Source organism: Paenibacillus sp. CB74 (assembly GCF_055687625.1).
Genome location: NZ_CM146009.1, coordinates 2,980,467 through 3,001,754 on the forward strand (window position 1 = coordinate 2,980,467; position 21,288 = coordinate 3,001,754).

Consider the following 21,288-nt stretch of genomic DNA (forward strand, 5'->3'; position numbering starts at 1 on the left):
TTTCTTGTTCCATAGTATATCAGACCGTTTAACTTATTTAAAATATCGGATTTATCGGATTAGGTATTTTTCAACGCAGTTGCTTCCACATCATTAATAAACCGGCGCAGCTTGGCAGCCACATCACGATTAATCTCACCGTTCTCATACAATTGTTGCACTGTATTGCGCTGTTCCTGAATCGCCACCATCTGCAACTCAAGCTTCTCCTGATTAAACGGATCTTCCGTTTTCCCTTGGTTCCAGGTTCGCAGTTTGGCAATGACACGTTCATATTTGGCGATGACTGACAAAGCTACGATTCGATTCCCATCGTTCATATGGGCACGAATGGCCTTAATTGCCGCTTCAGAGGTGCGTAACTTCACCTGACGGAAAAGTTCTGCATTTTCTAGCATGAAGGGTTGACTCGGCTTCTGGGATCGATTGGTGAATAGATGACCCAGCATACGCCCGATCTCATTGATTGAGGTCATCATCTGAGTGTTTGCGCGATTGGCCAACATCATTTCCTTACGATCCAGCCAACTGTCACATTTGAAAGCAGCATCGGAAGCAATTGCATTTTCATCCAGCATCGCTTCGATTTCTTTTCGTTCCGCTCGGGTGGCAATCAGGTTAATAGCCGTTTCCTGTTTCTGGATATATTTGCGTTTATCTGCGGTAAGCTGACCTGCGGCCTGCCTGATATATTTGGACAGATCGGAGACGACCGCGAGTGCTGCAGCTTTGTTTTCATCATTCATTTCGGATTTGACAGCCCGTATTGCGGCATTCAGCATAATGTCATGTGCTTTTCGCTCGGACTTCTGTGGTGTTTCTTCGGTGGATCCCCCAGGGTTCTTTGCCAAAACCGGAAGAAACACACTCGCCGCAATCAGGGAGAAAAGGATCACCCCTGCCGCCAGGAAAATAATGAGATCCCGTTCAGGGAAAGGTGAACCATCCTGAAGCACATAAGGAATGGAGAAGGCACCCGCCAATGTGACAGCCCCACGTACTCCAGATAGGGAAATAATCGTGATATCCTTGAATTTGGGTCTGCCTATAGAGGATTTGGTACGCAGCCATTCATTCCCTTGCCAGAACAGATAGATCCAGAGAAAGCGCAGAACCAGCAGTAGCACCGAGATCAAGCCCACATAGCCCAGCACTTGTAGATTATTAAACGATACATTTTCGAAAATGGTACTTAAAACATCCGGGACCTGTACACCCAGAATTACAAACACCAGCCCATTTAGTATAAATAAAATGACTGACCATGTGCTGGCAGATACCACCTGCATTTTCAGCTGAACCGATTCAGCGCGGTCACGCTCAATGGCGTGGATAATACCGCCTGCCACTACCGCAAGAATACCTGATACCCCAATTTCTTCACTTACCAGATAGATGATAAATGGCGTGAGTATTTGCAACAGCATGTGAATTGTTACATCTTCCATGCCCAGTCTGCGAATCCACATCCCAAGCCGGATTAATAGAAAAGATAACAATGCTCCGACGAGAAGTCCGCCAATGGCAATCAGAATAAAACTGAAGGTTGCCTGTGCCAGGGAAAACACACCTGTGACCGTGGCTGCAATGGCGAATTTGAAGGCGACCAAGCCGGATGCATCATTCATTAATGCTTCACCTTCAAGAAGCCTATGTATGCTTTTAGGCAAATGTACTCGTCCTGCCATAGCACCAACGGCCACTGCATCTGTCGGGGACAATATGGCTGCAAGAGCAAAAGCCGCGGGTAACGGAATCGTAGGAATCAGCCAATGAATGGCATATCCCGCCACAACCACCGTCACGAATACAAGTCCCAACGCAAGCAGAAGGATAGGTGCACGGAGATTCCATAATTCATTCCGTGGTGTTCGCTTCCCATCGTTGTATAACAATGGTGCGATGAAAAGTACAAAGAACAATTCCGGATTCAACTGCAAGTGTACCCCGGCAGGAAGCAGAGCTATGGCTACACCGAGCACGATTTGAATGAGCGGAACGGGAATAAAAGGTACAAACCGGTTGAGGATGTTCGATAAACCGATCAGTACCAGTAAAACAAGTACGGCTATAAATATTTCCATGATGACAATCCCTTTCCGCTATAGAAGTGTGAAACCTTTGTTGTATAGGTTTATTTTAACATAATCCAGACTTTGTTATAAAAATGTTGTCATATTCATATACCCAATCAACTCGTCTCAGACTAGTCTATTTTGAAGAATTCTGATGGATTCTGTATATAAGATGTTACAATATGCTCAGGACAATACCCGTTTGGAAAGGAACTTGCATCTATGGCATTTGGAATTAAACGACAAGAGTTGGCTGCGTGGAAGGAACAAGTCGCTCGTGGTGAGATTGCGTACCTCACTCATTTCTGGATTGACAACCGATTCCCCGGCATCACCAGTGTCACCAAAGTTGGCTGTTCAGATCTGGAACGTCTCGAGTGTTGGTGTAACGATCACGGGTTGGACCCGCGATATATTCATCAGCGGCAGCCATTTCCCCACTTTGACCTGATGGGCAGGAAACAAAAAGAAGTGTTGATTCAGGAAGGATTGACGGATCATGTGGTTCGCTTCCATTTGTGAACAAACTCAAAAACGCCAGTCTTCAAGGCTCATCCCCCCGCAAAAAGGGACGAACTCATGAGGACTGACGTCTTCAAAAGAACAAGTCATATGTTCATTATCGATGGATCTGCTCAAACGACTTCATGTTCTCCAGCAGTTTCAGTTCAATTTTCTTCAACATGCCGAACATCTGCTGCTGCTCCTCTTCGGAAAGTGCTTGCAACAATTCCCAGGTCATTCGGCCACGATTCGCATTAAGTGTCTTCGCAAGCTGCGCCCCTTCATCCGTTAAGGACAGCCAAACAATTCTACGATCTTCTTCACTGCGCACCCGCTGGATCAAGCCTTCCGTTTCCAGTTGATTCAGTACAATCGTGGTTGCACCGGAGGACAAGCTGAGTTGTCTCGCCACATCAACCGCCATACAGCGTTGTTCACGTAAAATCATGCCCAATATATGACTTTTTGTCGGATTCAGTTTACAGTTGGTTTCGGTCTTCTGCTGCTGATCCAATACTTTATTTTTATATCTGAAGAAGGCCTCCAACAATTGATCTACATTTGCCAATTGAGAGTTTCGCTCCGTATCCGGGCTCATAAACGTTCCTCCTGCCTTTCATCATAACCTACCTTATATTGTAACATATTTACACTATGATGTTTGTGAAAAATACGCTTGTATTGGACACCTTATACTCTACCGAAAGACTTGTGTTCTATTTTGGGTTGCAGCTATTGCATTATGGCAACGGGTTTGTTTATAATAACCTATATCTTCAAAGTTACTTTTAGTTACTTAATGATTTTAATAAATTTGTTGTTATAAAGTAAACAAGAGTCACCATTATACTGCAAGGGACTTATGCACATGAATCAGAACTTACAATCACCATTAAAAACGGATGTTTGCATCGTCGGCGCTGGGCCAGGTGGTGCCTTACTTTCATATTTACTGAATCAAAAAGGAATATCCACGATGCTCATAGAGCGGCAACCCCACCTGCACAAATCATTCCGCGGAGAGTTGCTCAATGTGGACGGCGAAACAATTTTAAATAAACACGGCCTCTATTCCCTCGTCAAGGAACGTGGAGCACTGCTCTTGGAGCAGATTCAATATTGGGAAAATGGTCAGATTGTTCATACAATATCCCCGAGTAACGGAGAATCGCATGTGGGTATTCATGTTCCGCAAGATCATCTCCTGGAAGCCATCACGTCGCACGCTCAGCAGCACAGTTCAAACGAACCAGTACGATTCAATACGATAATGACGGGTATGTTACGAGACAAAAACGGCCATATCGTTGGTATTAACATTCGACAGAACGGCGTGCCCGCCTCCATCGAAGCATCTGTTATTGTCGGTGCTGATGGCAGATACTCTGCTGTACGCAAACATTCCGGTTTGACCCCCGAAATTCGCAAGCATGGGTATGATCTACTGTGGGCGCGTATTCCGGCACCGATAGGTTGGGAACCGGCTGTTCGGATGGCCAGCATGGATGGTCAACAGCTCGCACTGTTCTCACAGTTTGGCGGTTATGTTCAGATTGGCTGGAACATCCCCGAAGGAGCATACTCCAAGCTGCGAGAGCAGCCGATTGCTCCTTTTGTAGACAAACTTGTCTCCGCATTTCCTTGCCTGTCTGATTCTGTAGCTGCCAACATTCAGAGCTGGAGTGATTTTGTTCTGTTATCTGTCGAAAGCAGCTATTGCCAGTCGTGGGCACAAGACAATGTTGTACTCATCGGTGATGCCGCTCATACCATGACCCCAACCGGTGCGTTCGGACTTAATGCTGCGCTCGAAGATGCGGATGTGCTTTCCGAATTACTTGTTCAGATGGCCACAGACCAATTCAGTTCCACTGCACAACTTCAGGAACTTCAGACGATTCGCGGAGCGAAGGTTCAACAGCAACTTGCACGACAAGTGGAGATGGAGACTTCTTTTCAGCAGCGCTATGAATCTTTTCTTCAAAACCCGATAAGATCACCTGACACGAATACATGAATTCACTTACTGCAAAAGCAAAAAAGGTGGCATCCCTGATCAGGATTACCACCTTAAAACCTCGAACTAGAATCGAAGTCGAAGTCTATTATTATTATTTTATCCTTCTCTGCCGTTCATGGCACTGACTCGAAGTTCCGTCAGTGGCAAAGACGATCGCTCTGGATGACGAAGTCTTACCGTCCGGCTCTCGCCCGGGAGCAGATCAAAATAATTATCACTGAATCGCACACGCCCAAGAGGGAGCTCCAACTTCACCAATCGTGCAATTGCTCCACTCGCCGTAACCGTTACAGACTGTTCCTCTTCATTCACATGTACACTCAATTGAGATTCCGGCAATGACACATCCTTAGGATCACGCAAGAAGTACCGATTGATCGGCGCCGTAAATCCTTCGGATACCAACTCAACCATGACTTCCTCCGCACGTCTGCCCTGTAACACCTCTACTTCAGTTAATTCGGCAATACACAATGCGGATTGAGATGTTACTTCAACAGCATGTGTGCTGGAATAGATCTTCTCTCCTTGCAATTCATAGACATTGAACCGAAGCTCGCCTTTCAGCACGTCCCGTGTATCGTTCACGACCCACAACGCAAGCGGCTCCCCCGGCTCATGCTCCAGTGACAACAAGACAGGATGAAAGAATATTTTCCCGTAATAAAAGGATGCCTTCGGCAGCAGTTCATAATCAATCATGGACCAGCTTGTACCTGGCCAACTATCATTTAATTGCCACACGAGTGCACCGCTGTTACGGTGATTAATCCGTCGGAAATGTTCAATTCCGTAGCGCAATCCTTCTGCTTGAGTCAGCATGGAATAGTTCATGTATTCTTCTATATTTTGCGGAATGCCTGTGTAACCTTCCATCAGCAGAATGCCTTTTTGATGGTTGGTATCCTTGTTACGGTAGGCCATCTCCGGACTGCCCCAATAAAACTGCCCTGCGGGCATATTTTTCTCCAGCGTGTAACGATTGGCCGAGGCATGCATACCAAATTCACTGCTGAAAAGCGCATGATCCTTTTTATAATTTTTGAACGTCACACCTTCAATACTATAGTCCAGCAGGGGCGGCTCTCCATGCTTCCTTGGATAGACCGAGCCATGCCATACCTGCCAGTTGTGACGATCCCCGACATCGGGATCATTCGCATCCTGACCATTGCTATCCCCAAACGGAGAAGAAGGCCAGTACGGACGGGACAGATCCAAGCGATCCAGCATTTCAGGGATCAGTTCATGATAGATAAGTTCGCCGTAGAACGGACTGGTAATATCCCCACTTGCAGACTTCATGTCATAAAGCCAGTCAATCTCGTTATTGCCACACCAGATGGCAAGCGAGGCACGGTTACGCAGACGGATGACATTGTTTTCTACCTCTTGCCGGACATTATCCATGAAATCACGATTGAAATCCGGGAACAACGCGTTCGCAAATGCAAAATCCTGCCACACCAACACCCCTTGCCGGTCACACTCATCGTAGAAGACATCCTTCTCATAGATGCCACCGGCCCAGACGCGCAGCATGTTCATATGTCCTTCTACCGACAGCTCGACAAGCTCACGATACCGGGAGCTCGGGATGGCACCAATCAGATGATCAGCCGGAATCCAGTTGGCACCCTTGGCATATACTTTGACTCCGTTCAGAATAAACGTAAATGCATCTTCACCCTGTTCATTGTGAAGTGCCAGCTCAATGGTTCGTAACCCATAAGGTTCGCTGTAACGATCCACCTCGATGCCGTCAGCACACAATGTAACCTCTAACGTATACAGATACGGCTCACCCAGATCATGAGTCCACCATAACTGAGGTGACGTGACGTTCAACGTGGTATCTGCCTTACCACCTTCTACAGGCAGTTCATTGGCACCTGCTACCTCGTGTCCGTTGCGATCCAGCAGACGAACATTACAGGACGTAACCACAGTCTGCTCACGTTTCTGTCTGCTGCGGAAAGACAAGACGGACTTCACATCTGCCGTGACGTGTAACACAGCATGCTCTGGACTGACTGATTCCGTTCGAGCATACACACTTTCCAGCTTGGCTATTGTTCGTTTTTCCAGCCGTACAGCACCCCAGATTCCCACCGTCACCATGCGTGGCCCCCAGTCCCAGCCAAAGTTCATCGCTGCTTTGCGCAGCCATGGCCGTTCCTTCGTATACGAGGACCAGTCGAAGGTTTCCTTGTCCCGGTGATGCAGGTGAAGCGGATCGAACTTGACAGCAATCGCATTCCAGCCACTGCGTACCAGAGACGTTACATTAAATGTATGTGACATAAGCATATTAGCCGTTTTTCCAACTTCATGGCCATTCACATATACCGTTGCAAACGTATCCAATCCTTCAAACACCAGTTCAAAGTGCTCTTCCGTCTCCGCATCTCTCACCAGATTGAAGGTTGTACGGTACCACCATTCCTTTTGCTCAATCCAGCGACTTTTGGCATCATTATGGCCGTAATAGGGCGGATCAATGATACTGCGCTCAATCAGTGCAGCATGTACATCCCCAGGCACTTCTGCCCCGATCCAGAAACGGTCATCCAGCGCAGCAGCTGCCACATCCATAGCCCGTTTCTCTCCAACTTCAAAATGCTGTATTTTCCATTGTCCCGATAAATCCTGACTTGAACTATGGATCTTCATTAATACACCCTCACTCTCCAATAACCCTGAGTAATACTCTATCGAAAACGTTTGCAGAAATGCAAGACATGCTGCCTGGTCTGCTCATTTCTAACTTCCCGAAGGTTTGAACGACAGCGCCTCTTCTCGATATTCACTCGGGGTCTTGCCGGTATGTTTTTTGAACAGCCTGCTAAAATATTTCACGTCTTCGTAGCCGCTGATAGCAGCGACTTCACTGACCTTCGCTGGAGACACCGCGAGCATATCCATCGCTCTTCGGATACGCATATCGGTGACAAAATCTCCAAAGGTCACACCCATTTCTTTTTTAAAAAGTTCACTCAGGTGACCCGGATGCAAATGAACATGTCCAGCTACCTGCTGCAGATTAATGTCCTGTGCCAGTGATGATTCAATATAACCAATAGCCTTTTGCACATGGGCAGCCTGTCCCTGACCCATTCGGCTATGATAGACATGCATCAGACCATACAGATGGTGGAACAACATATCCCCAAGATCTACAGCTTCGGCATCCGGTTCCGGCAACCAGGGTTCAAGCCTTGCGGTTTCTTCACGCCCTGTCGCTCGCATTGTACGGGTAAGCCAGCGATGACCTGCAATGACCGCAGAGTGCAGACAAGCACTGAACGATTCTGGCGTGACCTCCGGTTCCGTAGTCAGATTAGCCACCAGTTCACGCGTCCATGTCGTTAACCTCACTGAATCATTATCTAACAATATTGAACCAAGTGTGGTCTCTTCTTCATGCGTAAGTACAGTTTTACCACCTTGGCGCTCCTGAACGTGCTCATAATGCCATACTTTATCATCCATCAAACCTCGATATCGGAAAGCAGTTGAAGCCGTTCGGTAGCTTTCGTGCAGATCTGCATATCCATGCACAGGCAGACCTACTGCTGCACGCAGAGTACACTTCAGTAATTGCTCCACCCGACGTAATGCACTCTCCAGCTTGAACGGATATTCCTGTTCCACAGGCGCCCATGAAACTACACATATAATTTGCTGTTTCTCTATATGCGCAATGGCACCCGGTAGCATATCCTCCAGGGTATTCTGCACCGCGAATCGTAATAGTGCATCCGAGGATCGATCCCAACCCTCTGCTCGAAGTACAATGACTTGTCTGCGAATCTGTTCATCATCAAGACCATCATTCGCTGCCTCTATTCCAGCATCAGAACGCAAAAACGAAGGAAATTGGCCCGAAGTGGTGTCACCGTCAATGATCCAACCAGCAAATAACCGCTCCCGATTCTCCCGCATAAGCTGTCCCTCTCTGGACTTCTCTGCCCAACGTTCCGTGATCCGTTGTTTGGCCTGTAATACGGTCTTGATGATCTCTTCCGGCTTGCTTGTTTTGAGCAGATAATCTGTAACCCCTTGGCGTATCGCCTGCTGCGCATAAGAAAAGTCATCGTATCCGGACAAAATAATGACCTCCAGCTCAGGTAACAATCGCAGTCCCTCTTCTGCCAGTTCCAGCCCTGATCTGCCCGTCATCCGAATATCCGTCATCAGGATATGCGGACGTTCCTCAGCCATGCGTGCTAACGCCTCCTCTGCCGAGGCAGCCGGTTGAAGAAGTTCAATTCCGAGTTCATGCCAAGCGATAACGCTGGCAAGCCCTGTACGGATAATTACTTCATCATCCACAATTAATAGTCTCATGGCGAACCCTCCAAGATTGGAATGGAAAACGAAATCCGGGTACCTCCCCCAACCCTGCTGTCGACTTCTAGCTGTGCATCCGCTCCATAATGGAGAAGCAGTCTCTCATTCACATTGCAGAGTCCATAACCGCCTTGGTTTAGCTGTTTTTCCGGCTGTTTTCCCTTCCATTCCCTAATACTTATCCTTAATTGCTCCAGCCTGTTCGGCTCCATGCCGACACCATCATCCAGTACCAGTACATTCATCTGTTCATTATCCGGGTCCTTGCGAATCATTATAGTGATGGTACCCACGCCTGCTTTGGGCTGAATGCCATGAATCATGGCATTCTCAACGAGCGGTTGCAGCAACAGTTTCAGCATCATTCGCTTCTCAAGCGCTGGATCAACGATGTAATGCAATACGAATTGATCAGGGAAACGAATGGACTGCACCCGCACATAATGTCGGATATGAGCAATCTCTTGTTCCACAGGATAATAATCCTGACCATTGTTTAAACTGATGCGCAGAAAATCACTCAAGCCCTCAACCATGTCCGCGATCCGCTTCTCTTCGGACATCAAGGCAATCCAGTGAATTGAAGAGAGCGTGTTATATAGGAAGTGCGGATTAATCTGCGCCTGGAGCACCCGAAGATCCGCTTCCTTTTTGCGAGCTTCACCGCGAATAACCTCTTCCTTCAATAACTGAATGTGTGAACCGAGCAGATTGTAACTCTCCCCAAGCCTGCCGATCTCGTCATCACTTTCAGACCGAAACAGTGGAAGAGGACGTTCCGGATCAATTCTGGACAGATGTCTGGTAAGCACGCGAAGCGGCCGCGTCACACGCCGCACCGTAAACCAGACCAAACCTGCACTGATCGCAGCAGACATGGCAACGGCGCACCCGGTCAGAATAAGGATATACCGATTCTCGGACTTGTACTGATCATATGGGACTGTTCCGACCAACGTCCACCCCGTCAATTCTTCCGGATAATAGAGCAGCGTCCGTTTATCCTCACCACTGCCATACGTAGTGGTTCCGCTACCACCAGCCTGAACTAACGTTGTGATCCCAGGCTCGACACCATCTAGCTTAAGTCCAAGCCGGGATTTGTCCATCGAAGACAGAATCTCTCCAGAACTGCCGATAAGTTCCAATCTGCCTTGCCCTCTGCCTAATCCCAGAGCGGCCCATCCCTTGGATATGGCCTTCTCATCTAGACTAATGGCTAACCAGCCGATGGGCCGATAATCATGGATACTGCGAATCGGCCGAACCAAAGTGATCACATTTTGAATACCCGCATAATTCTGGACCGGGTATACCCCCGTCCATTGTTTAACTGTTTCACCACTAGGAACAGAGGGATAGGATAAGTTGAATTCACTGGATTCATACCAGGTAGCGGTCGACAATGTGGCATCAAAACGCCCCGGATATATGGCGATGTTGGCGATATATTTCTTGGAAGCAGCCAGATTGGTCATCCTGCCCAAGATATCCACTCTGTCCATCTCGTGATCCTCATTTTGGCTAAGATAATGCTGAATATCCCTTTCTCCAATCAGGAAAATGGACAGGTTCTCGGCATCCTGCAGCATATAACGAAGATTGGCTTCCACCTGTTTCAGCGTATCCATGCCGGACAGTTTTGTTTTTTGCTCCGTGATGCGGGAAGAGATTAGAAAGGCGAACAGACCCAAAGCCAGCAATGGCACAATCATTGAAGCTGTCACAACAACGGATAGCTTCCTTTGTAACGAAGATGTGAGCCAGCGTGCCAAACGTTTCTCCTCCTCTGGATGCGCTTTCGCTTATCCTTTAACAGCTCCGGCTGTCATGCCTTTCATAACCTGTTCCTGGAATACGAGATACAAGATAATGGTTGGAATGACCGATAGGGTCATGGCAGCAAGTGTTAACCCGTAATCGGTTTGATACCCGTCCGCAAAGTTCGCAATGGCCAGCGGTAACGTTTTCAATCCGGTCTTGTTGATGAATACAAGCGCAAATGAAAAGTCATTCCACGCATGCAGGAAACTCAGGATCGTAACCGTAGACAACGCAGGTACGGACATGGGCAGCATGATTCGGGTAAATAGCCCCCAAAGCCCTGTTCCATCAATAAAAGCTGCCTCTTCAATATCACGTGGAACACTTGTCAGATAAGCAGTAAGCACGAAAATAGCTGTAGGTAATGCAAAAGCCGTATAAGGTAATATTAATGCCCAGTACGTATTTAGCAAAGACATCTGTTTCATTAAAATAAATAAAGGGACAAGTGTACTATGAATCGGAATAAGCATACCTACAACAAAGAAGGTCATGATTAACCCTTTCCAGCGAAACTGGAAACGGGCCAGAATGAATGAAGATAGCGCTGCAATAAACAGTGTCAGAATAAGTGATCCGACGGATACAATGAGTGAATTGCCAAAAGCAGTCCCCAGCCTGGAGCTTTCCCATGCATTGCTGAAATTGGCAACATTCCAGTTTTCCGGCAGACCAAAGGGCCTGCTATAGAAATCTTCATTCGTTTTGAACGCACTAATCACGAGCCAGTAGAACGGATACAATGTTAAAATACCATAGACCGTTAGCAGCGTCCAAACAATTCCGCTGCGGAGGCGGCGAATCGGATGGCCTGAGCCGCTTCGTGGTGATGGCATGGATACAGGTGTCGCACGCATGATAGCCCTCCTCTCTATTGATTCTCTTTTCGTTTGCGACTGGTCACCCACTGGCTTGTTCCGATCAACAGCAGGGAGATCAGTACGATGGTTGTTGAGATCGCACTACCAAAACCATAACGGTATGTTGTAAAGGTCGAATTGTACATATACGTTGCAAGTAGTTCTGTTGCATGTGCCGGACCACCCTTGGTCATGATGTAGACCAGATCGAAGGATTTCAGACTCCCCGAGATACATAGAATGATCGCAACCTGAACCGTCCCCCAGATCATGGGCAAAGAGACGGATACCAGCTTACGGATGCCTGAAGCACCGTCTATTTTGGCAGCATCATGAATCTCGCCTGGAATATTCTGCAATGCGGAGATGAAGATAATCAGATACAACCCCACAAAGCTCCAGAGCAGCGGCGGCACTAAGGAAAAGATCGCAATCTTGTCATCGGAAAGCCATTGCAGCTTCCAACTCTCCAGACCCAGTGCGTCCAGCAGAAAGTTCAATATCCCGATCTGCGGATGGTAGATATACTGCCAGATCATACCGATCACTACAGTCGATAGTACCATCGGCAGAAATACGGCTGAGCGCAGGAACCGCTGTAACGGATTGCTTTTGTGTAATATGACCGCGAGCATCAGTGCTAACGGAATTTGTCCAAATACGGATGCCAACACAAAAATAACGTTATTTTTCAGTGCCCGCCAAAATACAGGATCATGCCAGATCTCTACGTAATTATCCATACCAATATATTTGGATGCGCCGATGCCGGACCAGTTGAAGAAACCGTAGTACGCCGACCATACGACCGGTACAAATACAAACAATGCATAAATGATGACTGCCGGGGCCAGCCCCAGCATAATAAAACGCCGACTGCGCAGTGCGTTCATCTGTTCACTTCCCTTCCATACTTAAAGACCCCTCCCCTGCCGGGAAGGGGTTTTGTCGAATAACCAGCTAATACGCGATGTGATGAGTTCATTGAATCTTTATCGTCTGGCTGTACCATCGTAATCGCTATCTAGTTTGACCCATAATTACTGACTAACTGCATTGGCTTGAGCCGCCTGGATTTTAGCCGCAATGTCTTCGGCTTTACCTCCCATGAGCAACTCTTGCAAAGCATTGTTAATAACTTCAACCGTTGCCGATCCCAACTTGGAATCGTATACAGGCGTAATCTTTACTTCCTGCATCAGATCATATAATTCAACGAACAAAGGATGCGCCTTGGTTTTGTCCAGATCAATCTTGTAACTCACCAATGTGCTGCTATCCAATGTAGCCTTCTGACCATCTGGTCCTGCCAGTGCGTAGAACAGCTCCATCGCCGCCTCTTTTTGTGCACCGCTCAGCTTTTTGCTTACACCCAACCCGGTTCCTACAACGCCGGATGTGGTTCTTGGTTCACCCTTACCTCCGTCCACTGGAGGGAGAATCGTAATATGCGTGTTGTTCAATACCTCTTCAGGTGCATTGTTCACCAGATTGGCCAAGGCCCATCCGCCGTTCATGACCATCGCTGCCTTACCTTGGAAATAAAGCTGCATCATCTGTGTCTCATCGATACTATTGAATCCATCCTGGAACGCCTTGCTGTTGCCGAGCTCCTGCATTTTGTTCAGGGCTTCAATAAATGGTGGATCGGTAAAGCTTGCACCATCCTGAGCTACCGCTTTCAGGAACCAGTCTGTGCCGGTGATCCGGTCAGCCAGGGTACTGAATATGGTCGATTGTGCTACCCAGTTGGCCTTGTTGCCAAGTGCCATGGGAATGACTTTATTTTGATTAAACGTAGCAATCGCTTGTTCCAGTTCCGCCCAAGTCTCTGGCACTTTCACGTTGTATTGTTTGAAAAGAGCTTCATTGTAATAGATGAAGGAACTCGGCGCCAGATTCATGGGCACGGAGTAGATATTCCCGTCCACGGTGTATCCGTCCAGTGCGTTCGGGATAAAATTATCTTTCCACTCCGGCTTCGCGTCCAGCTCGGTATTGATGGGTTGTAACAGATCCCCTTTTACAAATTCCTTAGTCATGGCATCTGGCCACATTACGAACAGGTCTGGCATCTCGTTGGCAGCTGCGACCGTGCGAAGCCGGGTTTTGAGACCATCTGTAGGCAGTCCTTCATCCACGACTTCAATATCTGGATGTGCCGTGCGAAAATCTTCAATAATCTGACGCATGGCAACCGCCTTTGCATCCTGTCCGGTCCAGTTGTGCCAGAGTGTTACGGTTACTTTGTCATTACCGCTGCCTCCTTCTGAAGTATCTCCGCCAGCACAGCCAGCTAGAATAATGGAGAACAACGTTATTGCCAGAACACCCGAAAGCCATTTTTTCAACATCTCTATATTCCCCCTCGGCGATTTGATTACACTTATTGTAAATGGTAACGTTATCATACCGTAAGGTGACGATCCACGGATGCAGGGGTGAAAAATATCGGTTCCCCTGTTTGGAACTTACATTGCTGACTTATTGCTCATAACAACAAGAAAGAGCCCTCACAATGAGAGCTCTTTCTTGTTGCAGCCATCGGCAGCTTAAACCTAGGTTATAGTAATGAATAAGTGCTAAATCGTATTGAATATGGATTGCGTATTATTGAATACTGTTCTTCACCAGTTCTGCAAAAGCTTCTGACCCTTGCGTAGTGAGATGTACACCGTCTTTTTCAAAATATTCGTCGTGCCCTTCACTTGCACTGTTCCAGTCAATCAGTGAGACATTACTGTAGTTGGATGCTGCTTCATTCAACGCCCTGTTTACCGTTCGTTCCCACGGACGAGGTACACGCACAGTAACCAGATACACCTGATCCTCATCCTTCAGATAATCAAGCACCGCATTCAGATTTTTGGAGTTAAAGGAACCATTCGTCCCGAGCTCCAGCACCACCTTGCCGCCCATTTGGTTGTTTCGCTTCAGCCCTTCCAATACATCGCCTGCCTGCCACATTTGACGGCCAACATGTCCATCCACGTACACTCCCGCTATACTTTGCTCCAGATATGGTTTTGCATCCAAAATCACGGAATCTCCAATGACGGTATAATGAATCTTGCCATCCTGGGCAGGAGGAGCCGTTTCTTCATGTTCCTCAGATGAATCAGGTACATCATCCGTTCCATCGGATGGGTTCGCTTCAGCTCCGTCCGGAGCATCATTCTCGTTAGCCACGGATTCATCAGCCGGCTTATCTTCAGACTGACCGTCTTTGCCACCACTCGTTGAATTGTCCTGGTCCCCAGGTTTCGAGTCTGGCGCCGTCTCTCCTGTCGGTTTTTCATTGTTCTCCGGATTATCTTTCGTTCCTGCTTCCGGTTTATGGCTATGCGCATCGTTCTTTTGACCTGAGCCCGATGTCGCTGTATTCGCTGGCAAAACATCCTGTCCCTGTTCCTCCGCTACAGAATTCTCTCCATTCAATGTGGTCGACATCGATACGGAATGGGAGTCGGAATTCGCTGCATGTGAGACCATCATCTGGGATACCGTATAGGACAACAGCAGAATCGTCATCAACAGACCTGTCCGCTTCCACCACACATTCCGTATACCGATCGATGACCGCCCTCTTCCCCATAATCGGGACCAGGAATCACGGAATCCGTTGTAGCGAATCGGATTTTCAATATATTTAAGAGATAATGAAGCCAGTACAACCGTTACAGCAACTTGTAAAATGATTCGTACAGGATGCGCTCCTCCCGTATCCACCGCGGGATTGGTTAAAATAATAACTGGATAATGCCATAGATATAATCCGTAGGATCGCTCTCCAATCCAGCGTAATGGCTTTGCTCCAATGAACCGTGCCAGGAATGACGATGGGTGAGCCAATACCGCTACCAGCAACGTTGTTGCCACAGCCTGAAGCACCATTCCTCCTTGATACAGAAACGGATCATATTCACTGCTGTTCAACATCATGTAGATTAATAAAGCGAGTGCAGCTAGTCCCGATATATCGAGTACAAGCCGATTCATGCCAGGCAGAGAGTTCGAGAGCTTGCGACTAGGCCACACCACGGCAAGAGCAGCACCAGCAAGCAGTGCGAATGCCCGCGTGTCTGTTCCATAATATACACGGCTTGGGTCCAGATCCGGATTATACATGATGGCCATTGCGCCAGCAGACAACTCAGCTGCGACGACAATGAAGACGACCAGCCATCCCTTTCTTTTGAACACGACGATTGCTGCGATCAGTAGAAGAGGCCATATGAGATAAAATTGCTCTTCCACAGCCAGTGACCAGAAATGTCCAAACGGTGATGGAGGGCCAAAACTTTCGAAATAGGAAACGTTGTGAAAGATATACCACCAATTGCTTATGTATAATACACCCGAAACGATATCACCACGAAGCGCAGCGAGCCGGGATGGGTCTGTACAGGCCAACCAGATCATCACCACAGCTGTCATGGTCAGCATGCCTGGAAGCAAGCGCCTTACCCGTCTTACCCAAAAATCACCGAGTGAAATGCGTCCGTGTTCCTGCCACTGTGACACGAGGATATCTGTAATTAAATATCCAGAGAGAACAAAGAATATACCTACACCGAGCAGTCCGCCCGGAATAAAATCCAAATTGAGATGATACGCGATTACCGCAAGTACAGCGATGGCTCGCAAGCCATCCAGTCCGTTCATATGTCGCTTGTTATTAGGCAATTGTGACATGCATGCCCCTCCTTGTTACTGTGAGTCAACAACATCGGTGTTGGGGGCATAATGGAACTCCTGATCGTTCTGGTTGTCATTAACATACGTATTGCACCTTCCATCTTTCATTTACAACATAAGAAAAGCCTCTGTTCGAAGCGCGATCCATGATGCTACATTCTTGGTGAATTCTATAGTCTTAAGGAAGACGTGTTGCCAGTCCATTAAGTTTTAATCATTACGATATTCTTTATATGGATTCGTGAGTTCACGTTTAGCATTATACGCCCGAAATAAGCCTCATACTTTACAAGAATATTTACAAACGTTTAAACCGATGTAACCTTTCCTGCCAGCTCATATAGCTGTAAAATCATACTCTAATTTTGTCGTTAAATATAGTACTTTTCATCGAGTGGCTAAAATTACCTGTCCGCTTGCGCAAACCAGCATACCCACGCAACCGTTCATTGAAACAATTATATTCATAACAAAAGGCTGCCGACTTGCTCAGCAGCCACTATCCATTATAAACCTATGTCAGACCGGATTGAAAGTTTTGCTCATAATTGCTTCTTCTTGCCTAGGACCCTAGAGGTAGAACGGGTGATTCTTTTCTTCTGTCCTTGCATCCAAGATTCGGTATGTGGAGCGCCCTGTGTACATTGGGATCTGCAACTTCTCCAGATCAACCATTCCATTCTCCAGAAAGTACCTATGATCCTGGTATCGCTGCAACACTTCCCCTGCAATCCATTCATGGTCACCATATGTTGTAATATCCATAACCTTACATTCATAAGCAAAATAAGCGTCCGTCAAAATGGGTACACTTACCTTCATTCCTTCCTCATATGGAATGCCGAATCTTGTAAATTTATCTGTATCTCTTCCACTGAACGTTCCTGCAGCTTGAATCCACTCTGATCGATGACCTGGTAGGAAATGAACTCCGAATACGCCACTCTTCTCAATGAGTTCATAGGAGTATGTTTCCTTACGAAGGGAGATGCCATATACACCTGGAGATGATCCGATGTATGTATGCCATCCGGACGCCATCACATTCTGGACTCCCTCATGACGTGAAGTCACCACCGCTACCATTCCAGGATAAGAATAAAATTTGGGTTCTTCTATCGACTGAAGCATCTAATCCCCTCTCTTCTTCGTTATAAATACACTTTCATTATAAAGTAATGCAGCAGGTTGAAAAAGCGCTTTGCGGAGGATTACGCTATAAGTACACATTCATTATTATGTTATACTGAGAGGGATCAATGTCTAAAAATACGATACCGGGAATGTGATAGGATATGGTCAAATCAGTCAAATATACCTCCTAAATAAAGGCATTATTATAATTTAGGAGGTTATAACTTATGTTTAATCCAATCGTGTTAGATCAGTGGGATCGAAAGCCTTACTTTGACCACTACTTGAATCAGGTCAGATGTACCTACAGCATGACTGCTAATCTGGATATCACGCTATTGATTGCTCAAATAAAACTTAAAGGCATGAAGTTCTACCCAGCTCTTATTCATATGATCTCTACGGTCGTCAATACACATCAAGAATTTCGAACTTGTTTCGACGCCGAGGGGAGATTGGGCTACTGGGACGAGATGTCTCCGAGCTATACGATTTTTCATGAGGACGACAAACGTTTCTCGACGATCTGGACGACATTCCATGAAGATTTTGAGACGTTCCACATTCGTTATCTGGACGATATGAAGAATTACAAAGATCATAAACAATTGGTTGCCAAACCCAATGAACCACCAAATACATTTCCCGTTTCCAGTATTCCCTGGGTGAACTTTACGGGATTTAATCTGAATATTTACAATGAGGGAACCTTCTTGTTGCCTATCTTCACGATGGGAAAATATGTTCAAACAAACGATAAAGTTTATCTTCCCTTATCTATTCAGTTACACCATGCCGTGTGCGACGGCTATCACGCTGGGGTTCTATTCAACGAATTGCAGTCATTGGCAGATCGTAGTCATAAATGGTGTTAGTTAGCTAAATGAAGAAAAGGCATTCCTGACTCTTGGTGGAGTCATGGAACGCCTTTTCTTTTTCTCTTTTTTTCAAATGCTATTTAATTGCACTTGCTATACCCACATTGACTGCATGTTTTGCATCCTTCCACATTCATCAGGGATGCCGAACCACAAGAAGGGCATAAATCTCTTGATTCGATAAAGTTTTTTTGATTCTCCACTTGTGGATATGCGCTCTTCACTTGGTTCTGTTCTTGTGAAGCTCCCGTTTCATTCGCCTGCACATTGCTCTGTACATGACTTTCCAATGCTTTGGCGACGGCATCTGCAATCGATTCCACCCGGTTGGCTCCAAAGCCAATCGCACCCGAACCACCAATTCCCTTGAGATGTTTGATCAACAGTTCCACCTTGTGCCCGTGATCTCCGTATCGAAGAAACAGTGAGCATACCCGACCGAGGGCCTCAGCCATGGCGAACACGTCCGATCCCGCTTTGCCCACGTTCAGGAAGATTTCACCCGGCGTTCCCTCCAGATCATTAATTGTAATGTAAGCCATTCCGAATGGCGTATTAATTTTGTATGTTGCACCGCGAAGTACCTGAGGGCGGCTTCTATATTGTTTATCCAGCACTGTGGCAGAGGAAGAGGTTTGATCGGAAGAATGGATTTCATCATCAACCTTACTACTGACCGGCTCAACACCTGCCTGCCCTCCTACATTATTCGGGTTATCTATTGTAGATACGTCCGTCTTCTCTTTTGCTTCCGCCGTGTTCTGATCTTCGGTCTCCTGGGTCTCTTCCTTCTTCGAAGTGGACAACACCTGCACATCCCTACTGCCGTCTCGATATATCGTTACTCCCTTACAGCCAAGGTCGAAGGCCAGTTCATACAGTTCAGCCGTATCCTCCACCGTAAAATCAGCCGGACAGTTGGCCGTCTTCGAGATGGAACTATCCACCCATTGCTGAATCGCAGCCTGCACCCGGATGTGATTCTCAGCCGACAGATCCATCGCCGTCACATAATAGTCTGGTAAAGCTTCACCCGGATGTTCATCCAGCCACTCTTGCGCAATCGGTACGAACTGTTCATCATAACCCAGACGGCTTTGACGGAAATACTTGAAGGCGAAATACGGCTCAATCCCTGTTGATGTGCCTACCATCGTACCTGTACTTCCCGTTGGCGCCTGGGTGATCAGCGTGACATTTCGAATGCCCTGTTTGCGAATAGCCTCTCCCACTTCAGGGTACCTCGCAACCATATTTTTCATGAATCCACTCTGTAAATACGGTTCAGCTTCGAAAGCCGGGAAAGCTCCCTTCTCTGCTGCAATCTCTGCCGATGCCAGATAGGCCTCCTTCGCCATGAATCCATACAGTTTATCCAGAAATTCAAGGGATTCAGGACTGCCGTACCTTATACGCAGCTTAATCATCAGCTCTGCCAGTCCCATCGTGCCAAGCCCCACCCTGCGTTCACGCTGCTGATTCAGTCTGTTTTCCTCAAAATGATATGGTGTTGCATCAATGACATTGTCCAAAAATCGAGCCGAGATGCGAGTGGTTTCCGCCAGTTCATCCCATGCCACATCATGATTCGTTTCATCATAGAATTTGGACAGATTGATCGCTGACAGATTACATACACCCCAGGCAGGCAGACCCTGTTCCGCGCATGGATTAGTACAGATGATCGGATTAAAGTACCAGCTGTTGGACATCTGGTTATAGTACTCCATGAAAACCACACCAGGCTCTGCCGATTTCCAGGCTGATTCAATAATGGTATGCCAGATTTCGCGCGCCTTCAGCGTACGATAGTGTACCACCGAATGACCTGCGGCTTTCCACTGCTGCATATCCCCGTTCCACTCGGTGTCGTAGTCTGGATCGTTCGTATCGGGGAAAACCAAATCCCAATCTCCGTCCTGCTTGACAGCCTCCATAAAGGCGTTGCTCACACATACAGACAGATTGGCATTGGTCACCTGCCCCATCGTTTGTTTCACGGTAATAAAATCAAGCACATCCGGATGCCAGTCATTCATCATCAGCATGAGCGCACCCCGTCGGCTTCCGCCCTGTTCAATCAGTCCTGTCGTATAACTGAACAATCCGCCCCACGATACGGAACCGCTGGATGATCCATTGACACCTTTCACCACCGCTCGGCGAGGACGCAAAGAAGACAAATTAATGCCCACACCTCCCCCACGTGCCATAATCTCCGTCATCTCGGTCAAGGTCTTCATGATGCCACCCCGACTGTCCTGCGGAGACGGAATAACATAACAATTAAAGAGTGTGAGCTCATCGCTTGCCCCCGCTCCTGCAGCAATACGCCCTCCGGGTACTAACTTCCAATCCTCCAACACGGAGCGGAACTTGGACTCCCACGTTGCCCGCTGATCTGCTGTAGATTCAACAGAGGCCATGGCTTTGGCAAGCCGGCTCCACATCTCTTCCGGTGTTTTTTCGATGTTGAGTGTCAGTTTCTCCACGCTGGTCTCGATGATCTCTCCGCTTCGAGTCCTTACTTGTACAAGCTGACCCTGACGTTCTATAATTTCGCCCACTTCCTTGGTTGGGAACTTGGGATCATCCTTTGTTAATACCAGTACCACATCTCCGACCTTGGCATGATTCGAGTCAGCATCCTTCCAGGCGTATCGGTCCAGAAATATTTTTTCGCTAAGTCCTTCTAATTGGTACGATCGTTGGTTTGATTTCATCGCTACGTTCAACCTCCCCGATTAACGCTCCATTTTCACTATAAAAGTAAATTATGATGAAACACCACATATAGTGATATAAAACCAGTATATTACACCATATATTGATTTTCTATATGACTTTTATCACAGACCTTATTTTTTAGACTCTCCTGCTCGGACAAGCTTCTTCACACACCCTCAGACTCACGCATACAAAACCTGTGAATTTTTTGGGAC

General features: G+C 47.1%; 14 protein-coding genes. 3 read left to right on the forward strand and 11 right to left on the reverse strand.

The features are described from left to right. Positions 1-59: 59 nt before the first annotated feature. A complete protein-coding gene (locus tag ACX9NY_RS13115; protein ID WP_472478805.1) occupies positions 60-2,084 on the reverse strand; it encodes a Na+/H+ antiporter in 2,025 nt (674 codons plus the stop codon). A 213-nt stretch (positions 2,085-2,297) separates the two neighbouring features. On the opposite strand from ACX9NY_RS13115, the gene ACX9NY_RS13120 reads away from it, so the two are divergent. Next, entirely contained in the window at positions 2,298-2,597 is a 300-nt protein-coding gene (locus tag ACX9NY_RS13120) for a hypothetical protein (protein WP_339241268.1), read from the forward strand. A gap of 97 nt (positions 2,598-2,694) precedes the next feature. Here ACX9NY_RS13120 and ACX9NY_RS13125 read toward each other — a convergent pair whose 3' ends face one another. Further along, positions 2,695-3,177: a MarR family winged helix-turn-helix transcriptional regulator gene (locus tag ACX9NY_RS13125; protein ID WP_339241265.1), complete on the reverse strand. Its 483-nt coding sequence runs from the start codon at positions 3,175-3,177 to the stop codon at positions 2,695-2,697. Positions 3,178-3,447: 270 nt separating this feature from the next. Here ACX9NY_RS13125 and ACX9NY_RS13130 point away from each other — a divergent pair, with 270 nt between their 5' ends. Beyond that, positions 3,448-4,596 (forward strand): FAD-dependent monooxygenase, encoded by a 1,149-nt coding sequence (locus ACX9NY_RS13130; protein ID WP_472478808.1) that lies wholly within the window; start codon positions 3,448-3,450, stop codon positions 4,594-4,596. A gap of 99 nt (positions 4,597-4,695) precedes the next feature. On the opposite strand, the gene ACX9NY_RS13135 is transcribed toward ACX9NY_RS13130, so the two are convergent. The 8 genes from ACX9NY_RS13135 to ACX9NY_RS13170 all read right to left on the reverse strand — a co-directional run bounded on the left by ACX9NY_RS13135 (position 4,696) and on the right by ACX9NY_RS13170 (position 17,465). Further along, positions 4,696-7,272 (reverse strand): beta-mannosidase, encoded by a 2,577-nt coding sequence (locus ACX9NY_RS13135; protein ID WP_472478810.1) that lies wholly within the window; start codon positions 7,270-7,272, stop codon positions 4,696-4,698. 90 nt (positions 7,273-7,362) lie between these two features. Further along, positions 7,363-8,949 carry a helix-turn-helix domain-containing protein gene (locus ACX9NY_RS13140; RefSeq protein ID WP_472478812.1) on the reverse strand — a complete coding sequence of 529 codons (1,587 nt, stop codon included), beginning with the start codon at positions 8,947-8,949 and terminating at the stop codon, positions 7,363-7,365. Next, entirely contained in the window at positions 8,946-10,727 is a 1,782-nt protein-coding gene (locus tag ACX9NY_RS13145) for a cache domain-containing sensor histidine kinase (RefSeq protein ID WP_339260312.1), read from the reverse strand. Before ACX9NY_RS13145 ends, ACX9NY_RS13140 begins: the two co-directional genes overlap by 4 nt. Before the next feature lie 30 nt (positions 10,728-10,757). Continuing rightward, positions 10,758-11,633, reverse strand: coding sequence for a carbohydrate ABC transporter permease (locus ACX9NY_RS13150; protein WP_445252558.1), 876 nt, complete (start codon positions 11,631-11,633; stop codon positions 10,758-10,760). A 14-nt stretch (positions 11,634-11,647) separates the two neighbouring features. Beyond that, positions 11,648-12,529, reverse strand: coding sequence for a carbohydrate ABC transporter permease (locus ACX9NY_RS13155; RefSeq protein ID WP_253433433.1), 882 nt, complete (start codon positions 12,527-12,529; stop codon positions 11,648-11,650). A 147-nt stretch (positions 12,530-12,676) separates the two neighbouring features. Further along, positions 12,677-13,990 carry an extracellular solute-binding protein gene (locus tag ACX9NY_RS13160; protein ID WP_472478815.1) on the reverse strand — a complete coding sequence of 438 codons (1,314 nt, stop codon included), beginning with the start codon at positions 13,988-13,990 and terminating at the stop codon, positions 12,677-12,679. Between the two features lie 256 nt (positions 13,991-14,246). Continuing rightward, positions 14,247-16,331, reverse strand: coding sequence for an acyltransferase family protein (locus ACX9NY_RS13165; protein ID WP_472478817.1), 2,085 nt, complete (start codon positions 16,329-16,331; stop codon positions 14,247-14,249). A gap of 573 nt (positions 16,332-16,904) precedes the next feature. Further along, positions 16,905-17,465 carry a flavin reductase family protein gene (locus tag ACX9NY_RS13170; protein WP_472478819.1) on the reverse strand — a complete coding sequence of 187 codons (561 nt, stop codon included), beginning with the start codon at positions 17,463-17,465 and terminating at the stop codon, positions 16,905-16,907. A 230-nt stretch (positions 17,466-17,695) separates the two neighbouring features. Between ACX9NY_RS13170 and catA the strand changes: the two genes are divergently transcribed. Continuing rightward, positions 17,696-18,343, forward strand: coding sequence for a type A chloramphenicol O-acetyltransferase (gene catA, locus ACX9NY_RS13175; RefSeq protein ID WP_472478821.1), 648 nt, complete (start codon positions 17,696-17,698; stop codon positions 18,341-18,343). 83 nt (positions 18,344-18,426) lie between these two features. On the opposite strand, the gene ACX9NY_RS13180 is transcribed toward catA, so the two are convergent. Continuing rightward, on the reverse strand, positions 18,427-21,069 hold the full coding sequence (locus tag ACX9NY_RS13180) for an adenosylcobalamin-dependent ribonucleoside-diphosphate reductase (RefSeq protein WP_472478823.1): 2,643 nt from the start codon (positions 21,067-21,069) through the stop codon (positions 18,427-18,429). Between the last annotated feature and the right edge of the window lie 219 nt (positions 21,070-21,288).

Excerpts from the sequence above, each read along its gene's own strand:
- ACX9NY_RS13180 (WP_472478823.1), bottom strand. The coding sequence starts at position 21,069 with ATGAAATCAAACCAACGATCGTACCAATTAGAAGGACTTAGCGAAAAA.
- ACX9NY_RS13150 (WP_445252558.1), bottom strand. The coding sequence starts at position 11,633 with ATGCGTGCGACACCTGTATCCATGCCATCACCACGAAGCGGCTCAGGC.
- ACX9NY_RS13135 (WP_472478810.1), bottom strand. The coding sequence starts at position 7,272 with ATGAAGATCCATAGTTCAAGTCAGGATTTATCGGGACAATGGAAAATA.
- ACX9NY_RS13130 (WP_472478808.1), top strand. The coding sequence starts at position 3,448 with ATGAATCAGAACTTACAATCACCATTAAAAACGGATGTTTGCATCGTC.
- ACX9NY_RS13120 (WP_339241268.1), top strand. The coding sequence starts at position 2,298 with ATGGCATTTGGAATTAAACGACAAGAGTTGGCTGCGTGGAAGGAACAA.
- ACX9NY_RS13160 (WP_472478815.1), bottom strand. The coding sequence starts at position 13,990 with ATGTTGAAAAAATGGCTTTCGGGTGTTCTGGCAATAACGTTGTTCTCC.
- ACX9NY_RS13170 (WP_472478819.1), bottom strand. The coding sequence starts at position 17,465 with ATGCTTCAGTCGATAGAAGAACCCAAATTTTATTCTTATCCTGGAATG.
- catA (WP_472478821.1), top strand. The coding sequence starts at position 17,696 with ATGTTTAATCCAATCGTGTTAGATCAGTGGGATCGAAAGCCTTACTTT.
- ACX9NY_RS13140 (WP_472478812.1), bottom strand. The coding sequence starts at position 8,949 with ATGAGACTATTAATTGTGGATGATGAAGTAATTATCCGTACAGGGCTT.
- ACX9NY_RS13115 (WP_472478805.1), bottom strand. The coding sequence starts at position 2,084 with ATGGAAATATTTATAGCCGTACTTGTTTTACTGGTACTGATCGGTTTA.
- ACX9NY_RS13155 (WP_253433433.1), bottom strand. The coding sequence starts at position 12,529 with ATGAACGCACTGCGCAGTCGGCGTTTTATTATGCTGGGGCTGGCCCCG.
- ACX9NY_RS13165 (WP_472478817.1), bottom strand. The coding sequence starts at position 16,331 with ATGTCACAATTGCCTAATAACAAGCGACATATGAACGGACTGGATGGC.
- ACX9NY_RS13125 (WP_339241265.1), bottom strand. The coding sequence starts at position 3,177 with ATGAGCCCGGATACGGAGCGAAACTCTCAATTGGCAAATGTAGATCAA.